This is a genomic window from Mycoplasma anserisalpingitidis (genome assembly GCF_007859615.1).
Classification (GTDB): Bacteria; Bacillota_I; Bacilli_A; order Mycoplasmatales; family Metamycoplasmataceae; genus Mycoplasmopsis; species Mycoplasmopsis anserisalpingitidis.
The window spans coordinates 712,881-735,687 of the sequence record NZ_CP042295.1 but is presented as its reverse complement, the minus strand read 5'-3'; the positions used below and the strand labels follow the sequence as shown (position 1 = coordinate 735,687).

Sequence of the window (22,807 nt, the reverse complement as noted above, 5' to 3'; positions counted from 1 at the left end):
AAGTTGAGTTAGTATAGACTGTCCCATATGTTTTGAAATTGCAAAACCGTTTTTTGGTTGTGTTAAAGTTGAGTTAGTATAGACTGTCCCATATGTTTTGAAATTGCAAAACCGTTTTTTGGTTGTGTTAAAGTTGAGTTAGTATAGACAAAAGTAATTAACTTTATTAAAGTTAGTGTGTTTTTTGGTTGTGTTAAAGTTGAGTTAGTATAGACTTTCATAAAATAAATAAGACATATCAGTGAGTTTTTTGGTTGTGTTAAAGTTGAGTTAGTATAGACCTCAGTTTTGAAAGAATAAAGCTCTTCCCTGTTTTTTGGTTGTGTTAAAGTTGAGTTAGTATAGACACAGAGCAATATAAATCAATTATCTGAAGCGTTTTTTGGTTGTGTTAAAGTTGAGTTAGTATAGGCTTTAATTCAAACCGTTTTTATAATAGTTTATAAATAAAAATCAAATCACTAATTAAAATTTAGTGGTTTGATTTTTATTTATGCAAGATATTAAATAATAAATTTATTTTTACTTAATTCAACGCTTATATTCTTTTAGTACACTATTTAATCTTGGTTTATAATTGACTTGTTTTTCTCTTACCGTTGAAAATTCTACCTGAATATCAGTATATTCAATCGTTTTTATTATAAATAAATTCTTATTTTCTATTTGTTCTACAGACTTATCAGAGTTGCTTTTTTCTTCTTTCCTGATATAAGTTAACTTGTTCAATAAATAAATAACTTCAGTTTCTTTGGTTATTTGTATATCTTCATCTTCTTTGATGTAATTAAACTTTTTAAATCCTTCAATGTTTTTGGTAATTCAATTATTAATTTTTTGTAAAAAGTAATTATTTGTTATGTGAGTGTCAATTTTTGATAAAATTTTAATTAATTCAATTCTTTCACTAACATTTTTTAAAAAATCATATCTCAAAATGATAGGTTTTCAGCCATTATCGTTTTTATTTTTAATACATAATATACCAAAGTAATTCTCATCAATTTCTTTTAGATTACCAATTCTAGAAGTCTTATCTTTTTTAGTCCAATTTATATAAGCGCTTGACTTTCTATTTTGTGAATTATCAAATAATGTTAGTTTATTTATCACTATAAGTTCTTTAGAATCTTTTGATAAATATTTTTGAGGTATAAAAACAAATCACTTATTTTGAATATATGAATCTTTTATTATTCCGTTGTGTTTTGATATACATCTAGAATATTCGTCAACCAAATTAGCACAATCATTAGATACATTATGATTATTATGTTTACACTTATTTAATAAATAGTATATTAAAGAATCATAAATAACCTTAATTTGCGATAAAAATTTTGTATCATTAACCCAAATAGGAATTCACTTAAAATAAAATTTATCTTCTTTATTTTCTTTATTTTTTTCTTTGGAAACAACATCTAAATAAATTTTTATAAGTGATTCAGGAGCGTCTAAATCATCATTTTCTTTATTCTTTCATTTATGATATGTCTGTATTGCAAAACTGATTAATGTGGCTAGATCAATTTCCTTAATATCACTTGATCTTCTTAAGTCTCTAATGGTTTTTGTTCCATCGTTTTGATATTGTTGATATACAGCTACAATATTTTCTTGAGTTGTCTTTTTATTAAATTTTATAACTGGGTAATATTTAAAATCAACCCTATTTAAAAATTCCTCTTTATATTTTCGTTCTTCATCTAAAAGTGCTTCTTTGATTGCGCTAGTAACTTCCTTTTTTTCCTTACTATAATATTCTCATTTTCCAAGAACGTTTTCTTCAGTTATCAAATCTTTGAATATTTTAGAGTTATTATAAGTTGTTGAAATAACCGTTGAGTCAATGGCATGATGAATGTTATCATTCCTATCTTTAAATGGAAGTCCTGAATATGTTCTTACAGCAGAAGTTGCAAAACCTTTGAATGGAATAATTTTAATACCTTTATCATGAAATTTTATTTTAAATCATTCGCATGCTGTTTTTGTTATTGTTTGTGTATCGATAAGATTGCTTCTTAAAAATGTATTATCGATTCTATATCCAGATTTTAACAGATTTCTTATTTTCTTTCTTCTTATGTTTTTAAAGTATTGTATTAGTAACTTGGCTTTGGTTTCTTTTCAATCTTTTATTAGTGATTTTAAAAGGTCAAAAGATGTGTAATCAACATTATCATTCTTATTTTGATTATTTTTTTCTTCATTGATTTTATATAAATCATTTCACTTTTTAAGAATTGATTTATTATTTTTGACATAATCATATGCAGTTTCATTGCTTTTCTTCTTATTAGAAGTTGAATTTGTTAATGCTAAATTATCCATTCTACTGTCATAAAATTTACTTTGTGGAATAATATGATCAATTTCATAGTTATCCAACATAGAAATATTAAAATTTTCAAATGAAGATAATATTTTGTCGCCTGTATATAAATCAATTCCGTTTTGTTCAATTAACAATTTAATCTTTTTACTATTTTTTCCGTATTTGCTTAAAAGAAATTTATTAAACTCCATCAATACGTTATTTTCCTTATTAATTTGTTTAATAACTTTTTCACTTTTATTTAATTCACGAGCTATTTCGATAACGATATTATTAAATTTGTAATCTTTATATAGTTTGCTAACTAATTTATCAGCTATTCTTAATGTTTTTTCAGTTGTAGCATTTAAATTTTTTGTTTTGAAAAAAACTTCAATATCTATATTGTCTGGTTTTGTTTGTACACTTTGAATAATTTCTTCTCTATATTTTGAGAAAGTTAAAATTTCTTCATTATTTTCTCTTTCTAAAATTTTATTGTTGAATTCGTTTATTGCCTTACTTGATAAGTTACCGTATTTTGGTTTTAATGCTATTACAGCAGCAATAACTTCATTTACTTTTTTATTATTTTTAATAGGTTTTTCTTTAACTAGAAGTTTATCGATATTTTCTTCAAAGTATTTTTCCAACTGAATTCTTCTACTTTCTTTATCACTATTTCTACAAAGAAGTGACGTAAAATAGCTAAAAATAGATTCTTCTTCAGATTTATTTTCTCAAAGTAATTCATCAATATTACTAAAATTAAAACCAAGAAATTTGCATAATATATTAGCATATTCGAATTTAGGAAATTTAAAGGTGTTTTTATCAATTATTTTCTCTAACTTTTTAGTATCATCAGCATCTAAGTCTTCTAATTTTGATTCATCAATGAAATCATTTTTAATAGTTTCACTTAAATAATAATCAAAGAAATCAAACTTTGTAAGATTTTTGTCTTTTAATCCTAATATCGTTATTAAGTTTTCTATATTGAGTTCTATTTCTTTATTCGCTTCTTTCTTATCTCATTTTTTAATATTAGCTAAATATTTTATTAAATTTTCATACATTTCACAAGTGATTAATTTACGGGCTTCAGGATTTAATATATTTTGAAGATTATTAATGGTATTAAAGATTTTATAGTTATTACTTAAGATAACTTCAACACTTAAATCTTCAAAACCATTTATGGTATTGTAAATAGAACATTTCTTTATATATTTGTCTCAAATGTTGTTATATAGTTTTTCACCATCTTTTGAATATATTCCATAAGTACTGTAACTTTTTTCACTACCAGGTCCTTCATTGTATTTTCTAGTGAAACTAAATAAGCTCTTTATATTTTCTTTGAAATCACTAAAAATATTTTCAGCAAATACTTTGTTTAGTATTCATTCTAGTTCTCTGCTTCATTCTATATTTGAAAAGACTTCTTTAAATTTATCATCCTTTAATTTAAGATTTCATTTAATCTTGACTTGTGAGTTTAATACATCTTTCTTAAATTTTTCAAATGTTGGAAAAACTTCAATATTAGTTGGATTTTCAGTTTTTTCGGAAATTTTAATATCATAAAATACACCCCTATTTTTGAATAGGTCATAGATTAATTTGATTGCTATTTTTCTAAAGTAAATAGTATTAGTAGATGGTTTATTAATATCGAATTCCTTTTGAAGTAAAAGATTTATAAAAAGTAATCTTAAAAGCTGAATATTATTTTTATATTCATTTAGGAATTCATTAAAACCAGATAAATCTTGACTGTTGAAAAATAGTTTTTGAATGAAATTGCTATCATATTGTTTATTGATGTTCTTCATTTCTTCATCAATTATGTCTAGTATATAAATTTTTTGAGCTTCATTTATTTTTATAAAACCAGATGATGATAAATCATTTTCTAATTCTTCTTTTGATTTATATCCAAATAAATTATTGTTATTTTCATCACAAAAATTCATAATCATTGTTCTTAATTTAGATAACTTTAATTTTCTTCTTCTAATTAATCTTCTCGCTCCACGTTTTTCTCTTCTTTCCTTTGCACTTTTAACTTCAGGGAAAAGCTCAACTCCTGTTTTTAAAACCTCATTTGTTTTTTGACCATTTTTTTCTGATGTTTTTAATATTGTTCAACCAATTGAACCAACACCGAGATCAAGTCCAAGTGTTATTTCGGAATTATTATTTCTTTCCATAAATACCTCTCTATAAAAATTTAATATATTTAAATTATAGTAGAAAGCAAAATTAAACATTGCTTTTTGAACAAAAGTGAAATTGATTTTGTACTTTTGAAGCCTTTTTCTGCTTATATTTTCACACGCATTTTTTTTACTGTTGCTTTTATATACATTTTGCGTTAGGTTTAAAGTGTTAAAACAACAATAAAAAATATACCCGCAAAAATACCTTCCTTCATAGAAAGACGGAATTTAATCTTCACAAAATATTAGAAATAATAAAAGAAATAAGTGAAAAAGAAGAATTTAGAAAACTTTGAAAAAGTTATCAAAATAAATTTCCATTCACTAAAGAGATAAAACTTAATGAAGTTATTAATTCAGTTGAGATGATGATTAACAAATTAATTAGTAGGTCTAATGTTTGTTAAAATTTGATAAACACATTTATAAACTAAAACAACAAAAGTTGACATTTATTTGTGCACTTTTGTTGTTTTAGTTTATATCAAAAAAAGTCTTTATTTTTTATTTAATTTATGTATTTGTTCTTCCAAAATTTTCAGGTTTTCGATTATTAATTGAAATGGAGTAATGTTTGTTTTCCTAGAAAATAATTTTATTGTTGTTTTTAAGTCTTCTAAATCTATTTTCTTAAACTTAAACATATTTTTCCTGACATATTTGTCTAATTATTTCGTATGTTCATGCACTTGTAGTTTTACATTCTTTCATTAATAAGTTTTTTTCACTCTCACTAAATTTTTTATTTAAATATTCAATTTGTCTTTTTGTTATATTTCTTTTTCCTATAGTTTTTAATGCCTGTATTATCAATGCACTTAAGTAAGATTTATCGTTGATATCTTTATTGTTCACTTTTTTGAAATCAATCTCAAAATTGTCATATTTAAATGAAGCATATCTTCCATTTGAAATAAAAATATATTTAACAACAACTTGATTTGATAGACCAAGTATGTTTAAAGCTGTATCACCTGATGGAGCAATGCTTCAATTATACTTTCTTGCAATACCTTTAGCAACATCTAGAGGTGATGGAATACTGTATTCATTTATTAATTCGACATAGAATGGTTTGTAAAACAAACCAGGTAAAATTCTTTTTATATATCCTTCTTTTTCAAGTCTGTTTATTGTGCTCTTTATTGTTTCATATCCTGTAATATCATAAAAATCACTAATTATAAAAACATAATCACGTTTAAAATTATCAATTCTTTCTTTAATTAATTGTTTATAGTTCATATTATCTCCTTGTACATAAATTATATAATATTCGGTGCAAATAAATATAATAAAAATCAAGTCATAAAGACTTGAAATGTACTAAGCTACTGAATTAATTGATGATAGTAAAGTGTTTATAATTTCTTTAATATCAGTATTTTCATTACTTAAATATAAATTTACAGCATCTTTATAATTTTTGAGAATTAAGTCATATTGCTCATCGATTTTTGAGTCGTTATAAAACATTTTGTATTGTTTTAATAATTGACTCTTAGAAGCATCGGGCGTTACTTTTAAGTCTATATCAACCATAATATTCATTAGCTTATCCTTAGTTTTCTTAGAATAGTCTCTAAGTTTATTAACAACATTTTCAAGAACTTTTAATCAGTAGTCTATGTTTTCTTGTTTTTTAAATATAGTTAAAATATCAACATCTGGATTCTTCTTAGCTTCATCTACAATCTTTGTGATGAAAGGAATGAACTCTTCAACTGAAACATTTATGCTATATGTCATAGTTTCTTTAGTATATTTAACAAAATCTTCACCTTGTTCTGATAAACCTGTTGTTTCAAGTAATTTATCTACCATTTCAGTAAAAATATCAACAATTGTTTTTCCTTCAAAAATAGGTGTATTTGGATTTGATTTTTGATATGCTAATTGGATTTCGTTAACTAAATTAGAATATTTTTCAATGTTTTCTTTGTTAATTTCTTTAGTTTTCTTTTCCTCGGTGTCTGTGCATGAAACTACCAAAGGAGATACTAAAATTGTTGGACTTAATGCCAAACCAAAAAATAATTTCCTTTTCATTTTTACCTCTAATTTAATTATAAATAATTTAGAAAGTTTTAATAGAAATGAAATTTATTTTCATATGATGTGAATAAGCGAATCTATTTCACTTTTTACTGATTAGGCTTAATTTTGCACAATGAAATCATATTCTATATTAAAAACAGCATTATAAATACTATTATCTAAATTTAATACAATTCATTCATATAATTATAAAGTTTCTATGAATCATATCGTAATTGATAATATTTTGAACACAAAAATAATTAAGCGTTTCATAATTGTGGTAATTGAATTCAAAAATATAGAAATGTTTCTATACATTGTAAAAACTATTTATAATTATATTAGTTATTGTATAAAGTTAGTATTTTAGGTAATAATTTTGCTTTAAATTAACTTTTTAATAACTAAATTTATTACTATAAAGGCGGTTTATGATAAATATTATTGAAAACAGAAATATAAATTTAGAAAATGATAAAGATGTAACTACTAAAAATCATATTAAAGATTTTGTCCAAAAGATACAAGAAAGTGACTATAAAAAAATTATCGAAATAATTCAAGATTCTAAAATACTAAATTTCTCATTTATAAAAGAAGAGACAATTTTAACTGAGGACAAAGAGTTTGTAATTAATAATAGACTAAGAAGCTCAAAAAGTGAAATTGAAAAAATAATAAGAGGACAAAAAATGATATCCAAATATGTGTCAAATACTTATTGAGATGATTTAGCATATTACAATAAATTGTTCGTCAGCAATGTTATTAAATATAGAAATTTTGTAATTTCTACAGCTAAGGAATTTTATGAATTACTTATACAAAAAAATGAGAAAAAAATAACTGAGTTTTTATACAATCTTTCCGAGTTTTTTTCACCACTCATGGATGTGGAAGAACCACATATTAAATTTGCCGGGTCAGTAGCAACGGCTTCCACGTATTTATCTGCTAAAGTATTAGAAAATTTTGTATTTCCAAATTTAAAAAATCTTTTTGAAAGTATTGACTTGTCAGAGGATGACGTTATTTGAACCCTTTCATCAGAAATAAGGAAAAAAGAAAATATATTTAATGTATTAGCGTTGCAAGAAAAAGCTTATTCTATTTACTATAATAAACCTTGATATAAAAAATGAATAAGTGGAAATATTGTTCAAAGGTCACTTTATGAACATATTAAATGAACTAGAAGAGAAATAGTTGACGCTTCAAAAATGTACAACGAGTTACAATTAGCATTAAAAAGGGCTGAGTATGATAAATATTTTGGAGTATATTAATGTTTAAAAACAATAAATTACAAAATCACACGAATATTTTCAGAATTATATTTAATGTAATTTTAATAATATTGTGTATAGCAATTATTAATTATTCATATGATACTTATTTGACAAACTTAAAAAATCCGATAAGCGATGCTCAAAAACTGACTATTATATTTATAGTATTGTTATCAATTTTTGTTTTATGGACTTTATACAAAATAATTGTTAACACTATTTCATTTGTTCAGAATATGAAGCTAAAAAAAGAACAACTTTTAACATTAAGAAGGACGGATGATTATATTTTGTTTGTAAATTCCAAAAAAGTTGTTGGCATCAAATTATTAATATTTTCATTTGTGTTTATTCTGCTATCTTTAATATTTTGGGGCGTTTTAATATTTTCATCTACGACACCTATATGAATTAATTTGATTTATTTATTCTTATGAATATTATTATTAAATAGTTTTATTAGAAATATTATTTTATATAACTCAAAAAGAAGCCTTAATAATCCTAAAAAAATTGCTGAATTAAAAAAATGTTATTTATTAATAAGCTTTAAATTTGTTTCCTTTATAAAATCGATCTATGAAAACTCTTAAAGATTTTTTAATAAAAATGTCCAATAATAATCTTGCTGTTACAGGTAGCTATTCATACATATTAAATTTTCCTAGATTGAATTTTCAATACAATGATATTGATTACATTTCAGTTGGAAGTGTTAAACATATTAATTTTGATGATAATGAAAATTTAATTCTGTATTTAAATGATGAATTTGTTCAAAAAGGAATTTTTAACAAAACCGTAGATTTTGAAATATTTTATCTCTCTGTTGTCCCCGAGAAATACACTGTTGTAAAACATGGAATTAAAACAGTTAATAAACAATGATGTTTTATAAGTAAATTATTTCAATTAATAAGATTATTTTGTAATAATTCAAACAAAGAAAAATTAACAAAAGTTCTCAACGATTTATTAATCATAAGTAACGATTTAAGTATCAAGTTATCAAGATATAGAAAAAGAACTATACAAAAAAATTTAGATATTATTCTAATTTCATCTTCATTTTTATGATTTTATAAACCGAGTACTGCGATTAAAATTGAACTTTCAAAGACTAATTTTTATAAATTAATTGCATGAATTAGAACAAAAGCAAGTAAAAAGAAAACAAAAGTACTTGAAAGATATGTCAAATTAATATTTTGAAGTACAAAAACAACTACCTTGCTTAATAAGATAAAAAAATTTATAAATAATCCAAGTTTATTTATTGACGATTTTTATAAATTTAATAATAATACACTACTTGACTTACATAAAATACATCAAAAGTTTGACGATACTACAAAAATAAAAAATTATATGAACAGTTTTAAGATGAATTTCAAAAATTATAAACATTGCAAGATCTATTTTGACTGTTTTAGTCAAATACAACATGAGGATAATTTTCTAGATATAAGAAAAATGATGTTTATTTCTATATTTAAAGAAAATTAATAAGGAAAGGAATACTAGTGTTTTTAACAAAAGATAAGAGATCAACCTACGCAAAATTAATTTATTTAATTTTTTACACAGTTATCACGACAACTGGATTATTTATAACGATATTTTTAAAAAATAATTTGGATTTAAGCAAACCTATTATAGTAGCTGGATTTATTTTTTCATATATTGTAATATTTGTTTTCATTGCTTGATTTCTTTTAATTCAAATAATGATATTGATTATGCATAAAAAAGGTAAAAATATAGGTTTTGCGTTTGGATTTTGAAAATTTCTCACTTTTAATAATAAAAAAACAGAGGCACAAGATGAAATCAATGATACATCTATAAAACCTATTGAAAACTTTAAAAAGTACGTTAAAGATAAAAGAAATGTAATACTAATTTTAGTTCTATTTTCATTTTTTATATTTTCAGACTTATATTCATTTTATAATTTTTTAGTTAAGTTTGATGGGATTAAAAACCAATTAAACATTTTTCAACTTATTTACAAAATTATTTCACTCTTGAATTCAATCGTTTTATCAATCTCAATAATAACTAAAAACTTAATTGTAATGTTATCAAGAAGCAAAATTAAAAATAATAATGATTTAACTAAATTGCAAAAAGTATATCTAACTTTAACTTTTAGAAAAAAGTTATAATTTACAACAGTCATGCAAAATATTGCATGATTTTTTAATAATTTAGCAAATCACGAATAGAATTCGCAAAAATCTTAAATAAATTAAAGTTAACATAACTACAAATGTTGTAATATATTTAGTAAAAATGCGTAAATACGCAAAAATTTTAAATGGAGTGATATGGAAATTCAAAGACCTAGATATTTAAATAAACTTATTTCTAAAAAACAAAATGGAAGAGTAAAAATAATCACTGGAATAAGAAGATGTGGAAAATCATTTCTTCTATTTACACTATATTGAAAATATCTTTTGTCAACAGGAGTAAAAAACGAACAAATTATAAAAATTAGCTTAGATGATATTCAAAACTTAAAATATAGAAATCCAATAGAGTTAGATAAATATTTAAGAGATCAAATTGTAGATAGTACACTTCAATACTATATTTTTATTGATGAAATTCAATTTGTAAAGGAAATAAAAAATCCATTTTTTGAAGAAGACGATTCAAAAATAACTTTTGTTGATGTTTTGATTGGTTTAATGAAAATTCAAAATGTAGATATCTATGTAACTGGAAGTAATTCAAAAATGCTTTCTAAAGATGTATTAACACAATTTAGAGATCGAGGTGATGAAATTAAAGTTTATCCATTTTCGTTTTCCGAATTTTATAGTTGTTATGAAGGAGAAAAAAGTAATGCTTTTAGCGATTACTGTATTTATGGCGGAATGCCTCGTTCAGTAGTTGAACTAAAAAGTCATAATCAAAAAAGTGAATATTTAAAAGGTATTTTTGAAACCACCTACCTTAAAGATATTATAGAGCGATATAATATTTCAAATGATAAAGTTGTAATAAGTAGTTTACTTGATATTATTTCTTCTTATATCGGTTCATTAACTAATCCAAGTAAATTGGAAAAAACCTTTAAATCAGAAAAAAATATAACTATAAGCCGACATCTAATTTCTAATTATATAAGTTATTTTGAAGAAGCTTTTTTAATCGAAAAAGCTCAGAGATATGATGTTAAGCGCAAAAAATACATTTCAACACCATATAAATACTACTTTAGTGATTTGGGACTTAGAAATGGTAGATTGAATTTTAGACAAAATGAAATAACACATATAATGGAAAATGTGATCTATAATGAACTGAGAATGAGAGGATATAATGTAGATGTTGGTGTTGTTGTATATAACACAAAAGATTCAAACGGAAAATCTCTTAGAATGCAACTTGAAGTTGACTTTATTATAAACATAGGAAGTAATAGATATTATATTCAATCAGCTCTTAATATAGATACAAAAGAAAAAAGACTTCAGGAAACTGAATCATTAAGAAGAACTGGGGACTCATTTAAGAAAATTGTTATTGTCAAAGATAATATAACACCTATTCATGATGAAAATGGAATTTTATAAATATGTTTAATAAAAAAAGAAAATCCAATTTACGAAAAAATGATTGACACACTCATAATTGAAGCTAAATATTCTTATAAAGAAGAAATTGATTTTTATATTTATCCACATTTTATCTAAACATAAAACCGCAAATATATAAGGAATACGAATACTGTGAAAAACTTTTTTAGTAAAGGCTACATCTTATAATAGAAAATATTGTTCTGATGCCTGTGGGAATAATGCCAATGCAGCAAGATCTAGAGCAAGAAAAAAAGGAGTCAATGATTATTCATTAACTCCATTGTTTTCTTTATATCCGTCTTCAATAATTTTAGCTAATTGTTCTTGATATTTGTCATGGCTATTCGAACTATAGTGGTACATTAAAAATCGTGTATCAACTAAAATTCCTTGTATTTTTTCGTATTTTTTTGTTCCACATTCGCCATCTTCACCACTTTTTCAAACACCATAAGCCTCAGCAACATTACTCATATCTTCGTTAATTCCAAATATGTTTGACTTTCTATTAAAAGGCATAATGAAGGCGTTGTAGGGCTCATGTCCTTTTTTCTTGTCTATATACTCTCCATAAGTTATCTGTTTATTAATATCTGAAGAATTAGGTAAATCATCACTATTTCCAGTTAAGCCGTAGTGGTAATATTTTGCATCCAAAACATAGAATTTATCATTCAAGATCATTATGCTATCTGGCTGTAATGGACGTTTTTTCTTACTACTTTCAGATAAATATTTAGGTTTCCAAAATGCTCTGGGAAAATATTCTTGCTTATTTTCTTGAATTCCAAACACCCTATCAACCATCTTTTCCCAGATATGTTCGAATTTATCCGTACCAAAATAATATTTTTTATTATCGGCTTCAGTATTTTTATACTCTAGTATTTTTAACATGGCATCAAACAATTTGAGTTGCTTATCTTCGAAAGTTTTTAATCTTTGCTTTTTTATAATACTAATAAATAATTCACTATTAACACGAATATGAGTATTTTCAGGGACTAAGGTTCCAAAAAGCCAACCAAGTTTTTCAAAACTTTCATGAGTACAATATTTATGTATTTCTGTAATCAATTTATTTTCCATTGGTTTTTGATCTCTTACTTTTTTCTTTAAATAAATAAAAGAATTATTTTGAATTGTTGGAACTTCATCACATATAGTTTTAGGCCAATTTGTTTTTCCCATCGTATCTGTTCTATATGTGGTTTCTTTCTCAGTAAAATATACACCACCGTTATCAAAAAAATAATCAATTATATCAAGGTATGCTTTTATGGGAAAATTAACAGATACATTTGCAACATTACTCTTTACCTTTAAAAGCAAATCCTCTCCTTTACCAAACTCAGCCAATATACCAAATAAATGTCTGATATCTTGTCTTATTTCTCGATCGTTTGAGGGTAAGTTATAGCCACAAGGAAAATAAATCATAACAATATGGTTATTGTTTGAATCAATAATAGATTTTAAGCCGACAAATCTATCGCCATCATTATTTTCATCAACACGACAAAAATCTCTAAGCGTCTTTACTTCGTTTGTTCAAAATTTTCTTTCATTTCAATCTCGATTAATTTTCATTTTTACTATCACTATGGCTATTCGTTATTTTTTCTAAATCTTTTTTTATATCTTCAGTGAAAATTTTAAATCTTTCCATCTTCTCAGATTCGACAAAGTCCTTAATAATTTTCTCTAGGCTCTTATATGTTGTATTAAATATTGTCCCTCTATCATATTTAAACGCATCGTCTCATAAATATTTTAAAACTTTTTCAGCAAATAAATGATTTTGTCTAATTGCTTTTTGCTTCAAGTCATTATCGGAAGAATTAAAATTATGATCATAAATCAAATCACTCTTTAGCACAAAATGTGCACCTAATCTTTTATCCTCGGAAGACGGCAATGTTTCAGATTTATCCAAAATTATACTATTTATTTCATTACAGAAATCTTCCCACGTCAAATCAGAGTCTAATATTTTTGTTTTACCAATACCACTGTTATCTTCTTCAAATGAATTAGGAACTAACCGCATTTTCCATCTTCGTTGAAATGCAGTATCTAATGTATATACATTTTGATCAGATGTATTCATGGTACAAATTAAAGTTAAATTTGATGGAATATAGACTTTATAGTTCTTTATTTCTTCTGGGTTTGATTCGTCGTCCTTATAAATTTGAATTGCTATATCCTTATTTGTAATACTATAGGAACTTTTGCCATTTGAATCCCTGTCTAGTAATTGAAAAATATCACCAAATATTGCTGGAGCATTGCCTCTATTTACTTCTTCAATTACTAAAAAGCATTTATGGGTAGGATTATTATATGCTTTTCTGAGAATTCTTGTGAAAGGACCAGGAGTAAATTCATAACTAATAGACTTGTCGGAGTTGATGACAGGCATAATCTGACCAACAAAATCAGAATATGTATAATCAGGATGGAAAACTAGTCTTTCATAGTCATCATCTTCTCTTACCCCTTTTAAATATTCATTTTGAACTAAATGGCTTTTGCCAGCTCCTGGAACACCATAGACTATTACATTTTCTCCACCTTTTACTCTAATTTTTTCATCAATAATCTGTTCAGTTTTTTTTACAGAAATTCCACTAACTTCATTTTCAAATTTGTGATCCAAAATATCGTAAATAATTCTCGAAAAGACAATTGGACTGATTCTAGCTTGATTCACAAATTCCATTATATATCCATTTTGCGCATACCTATTTTCACTCTCCTGTAACTCTAAAATATCGACAACTTTATTTTGCCAATCTCCACTATAAAAAGGCGCAAATAGCTCTGGAAAAATAATTGTAAAATATTTCATAACCCAACTTTTATCAGCAAGATTACCAATATTATCAATTAATTTTTTGTATAATTCTAGATAAGAATCACCATTTATAAGTGAATTTGTATTTTTATAATCTAAAATAATTTCATATCCTTTAATAAGACTATTTCTTAGACTATCTGCTATTTCATCTGCTTCTTCATTAGTAAGAATCTTATTTTTTCTACCAGAACCTGTAACCCAAGAATGCATCTTATTGTTAAAGAAACATGGATACTTATAGCTCGATCCTCCACCAATTCCAGTAAAAATTTTTGCCAATTTATTGTTATATTCTAATTGATAGCATAAGCTATCTTGGTTAGTTCCAATAAATAATTTTTGGGACAAATCTTGCTTATCTAACAATTTAATAGCATTTGGTCCCCATTTTTGATAAAATTCATTGCTTAACAAATCCTTCTCTTCGTCAATGGCTTTGTATAAGGTCTCTTTACTCTTGAACCATTCTGGAGACAAAAAAGTTAGTTCAATATTGGAAGTATTTGCTGAACTATTTTTCATTCCTAATGCAACTTCAATATCTTCTATGTTTTTTTCTACACCATTCATTTCAAATAACCTCCTTAGTATTTATTATTTAAAAAAACTTTGTTATAAATTTTATTAAATATTGGATTGCTATCAACAATATCTAGAATTTTAGAAGTATCTATCTTTTTGCCTAAATATTTGCTTACGCGACAGATTAGTTCGACAAATGTATCAAGATTTTGTGCTGAAACACCAAAACCAATTAAAATAAATAAAATAATATAAACATCTTCTTTAAATGAATTTACTGAATATACACCACTATTTGCAAATTTATGTGCTATGCAATCTTCACTGTTCTTATTTAAAGCGCAACTTTTTACATATTCAAATAATGCTTTTTTTTCATCTTCAGTAGATTTAACAAATAATTCTAGAAAATCATGTTCCTTATTAAAAGTTATTAGCCAAAAACCATCTTTGCCAAATAAATCTTCTCTACATGTTGATCTAAGAACTTCTTTCAGCAGTGATATTAAATGAAGTGTTAATATCCCATGTTTTGCTATATTTATATGAATATTTAACACTTCTTCAATCAAAATTAACTTTCTAACTTTAGTTGAATAATCAAGGATTAATAAAAATGTTAGAATCCACAATTCATCTGGATCTATTTCTTTGTTCGAACACAATACATCATAAATTTTTCCTTTTTCAGTTAAAATGAATATATCACTATTATAACTATCATTCTCAACAAATGATGCATTTACTAAGTTTACTACCCTTTGTTTATCTTCTTCTTGACCATTATCGGAATTTTTGCGCCATTCTTTTCTGGAGATACCTAAAACATCTTTAAATGCTTTAAACTGCGATTGAAAAGAAAGTATTTTTCTAAAATTGGTAGTATAATAGGAAAAATTTTTACCAAAATAATCCTTGCTTATACTTTGATAGGATTTAACCCAATTTTTATCACTTTGTTTTTTCAAATAATATTCTAAGACAGTCATTAATCAATCACCTCACATATATAAAGATATTCCATATGACTAGTAAGTCCTGTTTTTCCTGCATTAAACGGATTGTAATTAATTGATATTTTGTTTACTTTCCCCTTTTTTGAAAGAACGTTTAATATTTCATCCTCAGAAATTGTATTAATAGAAGAAATACTACCTGCTTTATATGTATTATTGTAGGAAACAATAATTAGCTTTGTATCAAGGTTATTAATAAGTTCCTCAAATAACATTGGTGCCTTTTTACGACAATAATCACTTTTCAAATTATTTCTTTTAAATTTCATTGAGTTTCCTTCAAATTCTGTCGGCTTATCCCATCTGGCTAAATTTTCTAATACATGGTAGAAATTCACATATTGTCTAGCATTATATGGAGGATCAATATAGGCGATATCACATTTAATTCTTTTCACTAATTCATTAGAATCAATATTATGAATATCCGCTGGCCGAATGTTCGGATTAATTTGAAGTAAATGAAGCGTTACATTTTTATCTTGAGGAGCCTTTTTTAAAAATGACTCAAAATGGCCAACTGTATTAGCTATTTTATCTGTTGCATACATTAAAGAAGTAATCAAATAATAATATTCTCTCTCACTAAGATTTGGTTTGTTAATTTCGATTTGATCACGAATATATCCAATCTTTTTAGCATCATTAATTGAAAAATATTTATTACCATAAACTCTGGAAAAATAATTATCCTCTAATTCTTCTCCATTAATAGAATTAAAATCAATTATAATATTTTCTATTTTTGTTTCGTCAACAGTACCTGCTCCTAAAAATGTTTTATAAATAACATAATTCGAATAAAGTGTATCATTCAAAATTGTTTTATAACCAAGGTTAGCAAAATGACTTGCTACAACTCCAGTTCCGGCAAAAATATCAGCAAATACTGACGCTTCATTAAAATTAAAATTAAAAGTATTAATAGCTTCTTCTATGTTATTTAAAAGTTTTGTTTTACAGCCAATATATCGTCTGTTATTAATTTGTATTTTATTCTTCATGTAAAACAATAATCTCCTTTTCCATAGAATTTCTATTCTTTTTATTGTAACTGGAACTCCTATAATGGCAATCAATGCCTTGAACTTTTAAAGTTTCATGGTTGTCTATAAAATTCTTCAAAGGCCAATTGAAAATCTCTTCATCTTGTTCATTTTTCTTAGATATAACATTAGATAAGCAAAAAGGTAAATGATGTTCCATTGCTTTATTCAAAAAATTTATCAAACTATTTTCTGTTTCTTCGTTTCATTTACTAGTTTCATTATACACAGCATCAGTAATAAGGTAAGGTGGATCTAAATACAAATATTCAGCCTCTTCAAAACAAATTTTTTGAATTTTTGGATCTCTAAAGTCACCACAAATAAATATAAATTCACTTTTTTGAGCCTTTAAAATAAAGTCATAAATCTTATTTAAATTATTTTTATTTAAATCTGTTTTCCCACAAGGCAAATTATATTCGCCCTTTGAATTAAACCTTAAATCGTTATTAAATCCATACACCAGCAGAAGATATAATAAAGTATTAGCTTCATCGCTATTTTTGTTAGGTAATAAGTTATAATCAGCTTTCATTTTTTCAAAACCTACTTTATTAAATTTCTTCAAGCCGTTATTTTTATTATCTGGTGTTGCAGCATTAAAGTAATGTGCATATCCGTTTAAATTAGAATATGATAAATTATAATAAACAATCTTTTGTTCTAAACTACTAACAAATTTTTTAAAATTAGAACGAGCAATAAATTTCAAAAGTGATATTACTCTTTCGTTGCTATCAATAAAATATACTTTTTTTGCATTAACATTAGCACCAACGGTTGCGCCACCACAAAACATATCAACAAAAACATCAATCTTATTTGGAAAATTAGGAATTATTTGTTTTAAAATGCGGTATTTGTTGCCAGTATAATTTAATGGGGATTTAATATATTCATTTTCTTTTTTAAATACTTTCTCACCAATAAGGCAATTCAATCTTTTTTTATATTTATTGCTAGGCATATATTTTTCGCTTTCCCATCTATAAATAGTATTTAATTTTACACCCAGCATGCTTGCTAAATCTTGCTGTGAAAGAGCATTTTCTTTCCTATATTTTTTTATTTCTTCTGAGTATTTCATAATAATCACCGTATAATATTTTAACGCAATTTCATCATTTTTTAAAGATTTTCATCCTAAAGCATTCACTTTTTTAATCGTTTAACTAATGTAAGTAATCGTTTATCTAGTTCTAATAAAAGTTTAACTAGTTCAATTAAAAGTTTGCACGAGTGAGAAAAATTTAACATGTGCTACCTATTAGTTTTGCTAGTGAATATGAAAAGGCTAAATTTTGCACCCGCTAAACAATTAAAAAAACAAAAAAAGCCTTAAATATAGACAAAAATAAAAAGATCCGACACCGGTAAAAGTATCAGAACTAGTGTTTAATTATGGCGGGAGTTACAGGAGTCGAACCCGTCTCGACGGTTTTGGAGACCGCTGCATAGCCGATATGCTAAACTCCCAAAAATAAAGGTTTATTTACCAAATCTAAAGTGGCAAATATCACCATCTTGCATAATATAATTTTTACCTTCTTGACGCATTTTACCAGCGGCTTTTGCACCAAGTTCACCATTATTTTCGATGAAATCATTGTATGAAATAACTTCTGCTTTAATGAATTTTTTTTCAAAATCACTATGAATAATTCCTGCACATTGTGGAGCTAACATTCCTTTGTTATAAACTCAGGCTCTAACTTCAACTTCACCAGCAGTAAAGTATGTTTCAAGATTTAATAAGTTAAAAGATTCTCTAGTTAAAATATCCAAACCACTTCTTTCAACATTGTACATACTTAAAAATTCTTTTGCTTCATTAGCATCTTCAATTTGAATTAATTCAGATTCCATTTGAACTGAAATAGGAATAATTGTTGTTTGTGGTTCAAGCGAGTTTTTTAACGCATTAAATAATGGGTCGTTTTTATAATCTATTATTTGTTCATTACTTAAATTTGCAACGTAGATAATTGGTTTAAGTGTTAAAAGTTGGTATCCTTTAATTATTTTTATTTCTTCTTCGGTTAATTCAACATCACGAGCTGGTTTCTCAGATTCTAATTTAGCTTTAATTTTTATTGCAGCCTCTTTTTCAATTTGAGCAACCTTATCACCTGATTTAGCTTTCTTTTCGACACGATGTAAAACATTGTTAATTGTTTCTAAATCAGCTAAAATAAGCTCAAGATTTATAATTTTTTGATCTCTGGCTGGATCAACTGAATTAGCTACATGCATAATGTTTTTATTTTCAAAACAACGAACAACATGAATGATTGCATCAACTTCTCTAATGTTTGAAAGAAATTTATTTCCTAGTCCTTCACCTTTAGAAGCACCTTCAACAAGTCCGGCAATATCAACGAAATCAAAAGTTGCATAAACAACTTTTTTAGGGTTGATTAATTCTGCTAATTTATCAATTCTAGGATCTTTTAATGCTACTGATGAAATGTTTGGTTCTATAGTTGTGAAAGCATAATTTTGAGCTTCAACTTGTTTTTTTGTTAGAGCACTAAAAAGTGTACTCTTACCAACGTTTGGCAATCCAACAATACCTGCTTTAAGTGACATATTTCTCCTTAATCAATTTTTCAAATTTCTTTATTTTCTAAATCAACATCTTCATTATTTAGTAATTTATTATATATTTCATCAAATTCTGAATATTTTTTATCTAAAATTAAACTTCATTTAATAAATTCTTGCTCATCGAACTCAAAATATATTTTATCAAACTCTTGAAGTAAAACTTTGCTGTAAAGAAGCACAATTGAACTCATCAATAATGAATATTGTTTTTCGTCTTGCTTTTCTTCTTTGATTTCTTTAATTTTTTGAGTTATTTTTTCAACTAAACTAGGATTTTTTTTGTTTTCAGTAGGTGTGTAAATACGTATAAAACTTTTATAAAAATCATTGTTTAAAGGTAATTGAAGCATAAATAAATTAAAAATGAAATCTTGGTAATTTAACTTTTGAGCAAGATATTCATCACTTTGCTTATCTGTCTTTTCGAGTTTATTAATAATATTTTTTGCTTCAACTGTCAAGGCTGAGATTTGAGCAGCCATAGATTTGTAAATTCCTTGTTGTATTCCTTCGCCACTTTCAATTGCTTTTGTATAATTATCTTTAATGTTATTTAAATATAAGCTAAATACATTATAAAGTGATTTATATTCAACATTATCTTTGATTTCAAGTAAAAAATCGTCCATTTTTTGGACACTTTGATCAAAATTTTCTTTGTAATTTTTTTCAAAGCAACTCACAGAGCTAAGAGGCAACGTTAAAGATAAGAATGAAGCAAATAAATAAATAGGTTTAATTTTCATAATTGAAATTATACATTAATGAGCAAATATAAATAAAAAGTATTAAATTTAATAAAATTGATATATGTCTATTTTTAAATTAAATTCATCTTATGCACCTAGCGGAGATCAACCAAAAGCAATTGAAGAAATAACTGACGGAATTAAGAGTGGTATGGAACACCAAATTTTACTTGGTGTTACTGGGTCAGGTAAAACTTTTACAATTGCAAATGTTATTAAAAATTTTGATCGTCCAGTTTTAGTTTTATCCCATAATAAAACATTAGCAAGTCAGCTTTATAGTGAACTAAAAGGATTTTTCCCTGAAAATGCAGTGGAATATTTTGTCAGTTATTTTGACTATTATCGTCCAGAGGCTTATATTCCTAAGTCAGATACTTATATCGAAAAAACTTCATCAACTAACCAAGATATTGAAATTTTAAGAATGAGTACTGTAAATTCACTTTTAAGTCGTAGAGATGTTATTGTTGTAGCATCTGTTTCAAGTATTTATGGGGCGCTAAGTCCTGATGAATATCAAAAAAGTTTCTTTGATATTTTTGTTGGAATGGAAATTGATTTTAATGATTTTGCCAAAAAATTAATTAAAATCAAGTATTCAAGAAATGAAAGTGATCATGTTCCTGGTTCATTTATGGTGCGGGGAGAGTCTTTTTTAATTACACCTGCTGATAATGAGGAATATTTAATTAGGGTCGATTTTTTTGGTGATGAAATAGATGAAATTTTACATATAGATCCACTTACTAAAGATGTAATAAAAAAATATAAAACACATACAATTTATCCAGGTGAAGCTTATACAGTTCAAAATGAAGTGTTTGATAAAGCCATACCAAAAATTCTTGAAGAGTTGAATCAACAAGTTATTCTTTTTAAAAATGAAGGTAAGTTACTTGAAATGCAACGGATACAAGAGAGAGTTAAAAATGATATGGATGACCTAAAAGAATATGGTTTTTGTTCAGGAATCGAAAATTATTCAATGTACCTTAATAACAGAGATTTTGGCCAAAGACCATATAGCTTATTTGATTATTTACCATCCGATGCATTAATTTTTATTGATGAGTCACATATGATGATTCCTCAACTTGAAGCTATGTATAAAGGTGATAGAAGTCGTAAAAGCACTTTAGTCGAATATGGTTTTAGATTACCAAGTGCACTTGAAAATAGACCACTGAAATTTGAAGAATTTGAAAATGATTTCAATTTTCAAAAAGTTTATATTTCTGCGACTCCTGGGGACTATGAAATGGATAAAACTCAAGGAGTTATTACTAGACTTTATGTTAGACCAACTGGTTTATTAGATCCAATAATTGAAGTTAAGAAAACTGATGGACTAATTGAAGATATTCATGATGAAATAAAAAAACAAATTGAGAAAAAAGAAAGAACAATTATTTTAACTACTACCAAAAGAATGGCTGAAGAATTAAGTAGTTATTTAACCTTAAAAAACATTAAAGCAGCTTATATTCATTCAGAATATGACACTTTTGTAAGAAATGAAATTTTAAGAAAGTTAAGAAAAGGTATTTTTGATGTTGTTGTAGGAATTAACTTGCTTAGGGAAGGGATTGACTTACCTGAAGTTTCTTTAGTTTTAGTTCTTGACGCTGATAAAGAAAGTTTCATGCGTAATGAACGTAGTTTAATCCAAATTGCTGGTCGTGCAGCTAGAAACGCTTCTGGTAGAGTTGTGTTTTATGCAGACAAAATTAGTAGAAGCATGAAAAAAGCAATTGAAGATAATGAAGAAAAAAGAAAAATCCAAATTGAATACAATAAAAAACACAATATAGTTCCAAAAACAATTGTAAAACCAATAAATGAACCAATTAACAATGAAAAACTTGCTAATGCAGTTGATTTATTGATTAATAAACAAGAAACAAGCAAAAAACTTACTAAAAGTGATAAAACCGCTAGAGAGCAAACCATCAAAAAACTTAGAGATGAAATGAATCGAGCTGCTAAAGAGATGGATTATGAAAAAGCAATCGAATTAAGAGATATTATTTTAGAATTAGAAAAACAATAACAATATTATAAAAAGTTATAAAATATAAATAATATTTACAAAAAATTAACTTTTTAAGGAGAAATATGTGATATTCAGTAGAAGAAATTAAAGAAAATAAAGACATAATAAATGATTTGACTTTAACAGTTGTTTCAGTTTATGATGCACTAAGAAAAATTTTATCTGCAGTGTCTGATTTAACTGAAGAAGAAAAAAATGTATTAACAAAGAACAATATTAATACATTAAAGGAAACTTCTAAGGCATTAAAAGAGTTTCATAAAACATTATTTGAATTGATTAAAAGAAAAAATGTGAAATTAACCGAAGAAGAAATGAATAAGAAGTTTACATATCTTGAACTTGTTGGAACAACTAAAGATATAAAAAATCTTGTTGAACTAAATATTTTTAGCGAAGAAGAAATGAACAAAATTAAAAAAATGTCATTCAAATTTGAACCATTCAATGGATGTAATTTACCGGAATAATTTGGAGA

General features: G+C 25.4%; 17 protein-coding genes, 1 tRNA gene and 1 CRISPR repeat array (1 of these 19 running past the window's edge). Of the genes, 7 read left to right on the top strand and 11 right to left on the bottom strand.

Features of this window, described 5'->3' with window-relative positions; all coding sequences use genetic code 4:
• Window positions 1-413: a CRISPR direct-repeat array (repeat unit 36 nt; unit sequence GTTTTTTGGTTGTGTTAAAGTTGAGTTAGTATAGAC); it reaches 412 nt to the left of the window's first position.
• Between the two features lie 109 nt (window positions 414-522).
• The 3 genes from cas9 to FRW55_RS02960 all read right to left on the bottom strand — a co-directional run bounded on the left by cas9 (window position 523) and on the right by FRW55_RS02960 (window position 6,594).
• Window positions 523-4,536, bottom strand: a complete 4,014-nt coding sequence (gene cas9 / locus FRW55_RS02970) for a type II CRISPR RNA-guided endonuclease Cas9 (RefSeq protein ID WP_162848290.1) — start codon at window positions 4,534-4,536, stop codon at window positions 523-525.
• Window positions 4,537-5,181: 645 nt separating this feature from the next.
• Entirely contained in the window at window positions 5,182-5,790 is a 609-nt protein-coding gene (locus tag FRW55_RS02965; RefSeq protein ID WP_146368663.1) for a DUF6088 family protein, read from the bottom strand.
• Between the two features lie 81 nt (window positions 5,791-5,871).
• Window positions 5,872-6,594, bottom strand: a complete 723-nt coding sequence (locus FRW55_RS02960; RefSeq protein WP_146368662.1) for a hypothetical protein — start codon at window positions 6,592-6,594, stop codon at window positions 5,872-5,874.
• A gap of 422 nt (window positions 6,595-7,016) precedes the next feature.
• Here FRW55_RS02960 and FRW55_RS02955 point away from each other — a divergent pair, with 422 nt between their 5' ends.
• The 5 genes from FRW55_RS02955 (at window position 7,017) to FRW55_RS04250 (ending at window position 11,822) form a co-directional block, all read left to right on the top strand.
• Window positions 7,017-7,871, top strand: coding sequence for a hypothetical protein (locus tag FRW55_RS02955; RefSeq protein ID WP_146368661.1), 855 nt, complete (start codon window positions 7,017-7,019; stop codon window positions 7,869-7,871).
• A gap of 582 nt (window positions 7,872-8,453) precedes the next feature.
• Window positions 8,454-9,380 (top strand): MAG4530 family protein, encoded by a 927-nt coding sequence (locus FRW55_RS02950; RefSeq protein ID WP_146368660.1) that lies wholly within the window; start codon window positions 8,454-8,456, stop codon window positions 9,378-9,380.
• A gap of 233 nt (window positions 9,381-9,613) precedes the next feature.
• Complete coding sequence (locus tag FRW55_RS02945) at window positions 9,614-10,042, top strand: hypothetical protein (protein WP_162848289.1); 429 nt, start codon at window positions 9,614-9,616, stop codon at window positions 10,040-10,042.
• A 162-nt stretch (window positions 10,043-10,204) separates the two neighbouring features.
• Window positions 10,205-11,461 carry an ATP-binding protein gene (locus FRW55_RS02940; protein ID WP_146368658.1) on the top strand — a complete coding sequence of 419 codons (1,257 nt, stop codon included), beginning with the start codon at window positions 10,205-10,207 and terminating at the stop codon, window positions 11,459-11,461.
• 145 nt (window positions 11,462-11,606) lie between these two features.
• Window positions 11,607-11,822 carry a CGNR zinc finger domain-containing protein gene (locus FRW55_RS04250; RefSeq protein WP_146368836.1) on the top strand — a complete coding sequence of 72 codons (216 nt, stop codon included), beginning with the start codon at window positions 11,607-11,609 and terminating at the stop codon, window positions 11,820-11,822.
• Here the strand turns inward: FRW55_RS04250 and FRW55_RS02930 are convergent.
• The 8 genes from FRW55_RS02930 to FRW55_RS02895 form a co-directional block, all read right to left on the bottom strand.
• Entirely contained in the window at window positions 11,732-13,057 is a 1,326-nt protein-coding gene (locus tag FRW55_RS02930) for an LlaJI family restriction endonuclease (RefSeq protein WP_146368657.1), read from the bottom strand. The genes FRW55_RS04250 and FRW55_RS02930 overlap by 91 nt on opposite strands.
• Entirely contained in the window at window positions 13,047-14,900 is a 1,854-nt protein-coding gene (locus FRW55_RS04150; protein ID WP_201798405.1) for an AAA family ATPase, read from the bottom strand. Before FRW55_RS04150 ends, FRW55_RS02930 begins: the two co-directional genes overlap by 11 nt.
• A 14-nt stretch (window positions 14,901-14,914) precedes the next feature.
• Window positions 14,915-15,820, bottom strand: a complete 906-nt coding sequence (locus tag FRW55_RS02920) for a hypothetical protein (RefSeq protein ID WP_162848288.1) — start codon at window positions 15,818-15,820, stop codon at window positions 14,915-14,917.
• A gap of 20 nt (window positions 15,821-15,840) precedes the next feature.
• Window positions 15,841-16,872: a DNA adenine methylase gene (locus tag FRW55_RS02915; RefSeq protein ID WP_146368655.1), complete on the bottom strand. Its 1,032-nt coding sequence runs from the start codon at window positions 16,870-16,872 to the stop codon at window positions 15,841-15,843.
• The gene (locus FRW55_RS02910; protein WP_146368654.1) at window positions 16,862-18,004 is read right to left on the bottom strand and encodes a DNA adenine methylase; all 1,143 of its coding nucleotides are present in this window, start codon (window positions 18,002-18,004) and stop codon (window positions 16,862-16,864) included. The genes FRW55_RS02915 and FRW55_RS02910 overlap by 11 nt, the downstream gene beginning before the upstream one ends.
• Window positions 18,005-18,319: 315 nt before the next feature.
• Window positions 18,320-18,393, bottom strand: a tRNA-Trp gene (locus tag FRW55_RS02905).
• A 12-nt stretch (window positions 18,394-18,405) separates the two neighbouring features.
• Window positions 18,406-19,506, bottom strand: coding sequence for a redox-regulated ATPase YchF (gene ychF / locus FRW55_RS02900; RefSeq protein ID WP_146368653.1), 1,101 nt, complete (start codon window positions 19,504-19,506; stop codon window positions 18,406-18,408).
• 8 nt (window positions 19,507-19,514) lie between these two features.
• Window positions 19,515-20,270, bottom strand: a complete 756-nt coding sequence (locus FRW55_RS02895; RefSeq protein WP_146368652.1) for a hypothetical protein — start codon at window positions 20,268-20,270, stop codon at window positions 19,515-19,517.
• Between the two features lie 64 nt (window positions 20,271-20,334).
• Here FRW55_RS02895 and uvrB point away from each other — a divergent pair, with 64 nt between their 5' ends.
• Together uvrB and FRW55_RS02885 are read left to right on the top strand one after the other, a co-directional pair.
• Window positions 20,335-22,326: an excinuclease ABC subunit UvrB gene (uvrB, locus tag FRW55_RS02890; RefSeq protein WP_146368651.1), complete on the top strand. Its 1,992-nt coding sequence runs from the start codon at window positions 20,335-20,337 to the stop codon at window positions 22,324-22,326.
• Between the two features lie 65 nt (window positions 22,327-22,391).
• Complete coding sequence (locus FRW55_RS02885) at window positions 22,392-22,799, top strand: hypothetical protein (RefSeq protein ID WP_146368650.1); 408 nt, start codon at window positions 22,392-22,394, stop codon at window positions 22,797-22,799.
• Window positions 22,800-22,807 lie beyond the last annotated feature (8 nt).